We start from the raw sequence: 970 nt of genomic DNA, 5'->3' as shown, positions 1-970 counted from the left end.
TACCAACCGAAGAAAAGCCGTCAATCGACTCGGGCGAGTACACCTCAAAATAAGTCGGCAACGTGAAGAACACGCCAAGAGACTGGCGCGTTGCGTCATCCAATCTAACGATCTGGTGGCCTACGAAGATTTGAGGATTAAGAATCTGGTGAGAAACCACTGTCTCGCCAAGTCGATTCACGATGCCGGTTGGTATCAGTTCAGGAAGTGGCTCGAACAATTTGGAGAGAAGTTTGGCAAGATTACCGTTGCGGTGAATCCTGCCTATACCTCTCAAAAATGTTCGAGTTGTGGTGCGATCGTTCAAAAATCTCTCTCGACGAGAACTCACGTTTGTCGGTGTGGTTTTGAGTTAGACAGAGACCACAATGCCGCCATCAATATCCTGAACGCTGCCTTGAGTACGGTAGGGCATACCGGAACTTCGGTTCGGCTTCGCTCACCGAGCGCAGTCGAGGTGAACGCTTCTGGAGATTTGACCGCTACTTTGGCTGGTGCAAACCTGTCAGAGCAAGTCGGATCGTTGAAGGAAGAATCCCCACGCCGTGATAGCTGGGGAGTGTCAAAGCGTAGAGCTTAACGTACCGAAAAACTGAATCGTTGCAACTACAAAAATATGGCTCTTCCGAACTTACTATGCAAGAAATCGCTGAAACCCTTACAGGACAAGAGTTTTTGCTAAACTGTATAAAAAGTCCGCTCAAATCGCGAAATTCTTTTCCAGATATAGGCTACAAGCATTTACCCTACACACCAAGGTCGGAAGAGCGGTTTTTTCCAAACTGACAAACCCTTCTCTGTGTCCTCTGTGTCTCTGTGGTGAAGACTTCTTGAAACCTAGTGCAGCGTCAACTCTAAGAATTAGGGTTAACGGGAGTATTGAGGTAATCTGTAGGGAGCGAGCCGGAGTCCCATGACAGAAAAAATACATTGTGCGCCTGACAGCAGAAGAGCGTCATCAGCTACAGGC

Annotated in this window: 1 protein-coding gene; it reads left to right on the top strand. The window is 48.0% G+C overall.

Features of this window, described 5'->3' with window-relative positions:
- The coding region (locus tag GEI7105_RS31885) for an RNA-guided endonuclease InsQ/TnpB family protein (RefSeq protein ID WP_144054011.1) at positions 1-580 on the top strand (580 nt) is incomplete at its 5' end.
- Between the last annotated feature and the right edge of the window lie 390 nt (positions 581-970).

The organism is Baaleninema simplex PCC 7105 (genome assembly GCF_000332355.1).
In the GTDB taxonomy this organism is placed as follows: Bacteria; Cyanobacteriota; Cyanobacteriia; order Cyanobacteriales; family Geitlerinemataceae; genus Baaleninema; species Baaleninema simplex.
This window is presented reverse-complemented; position numbering and strand designations above follow the sequence as displayed.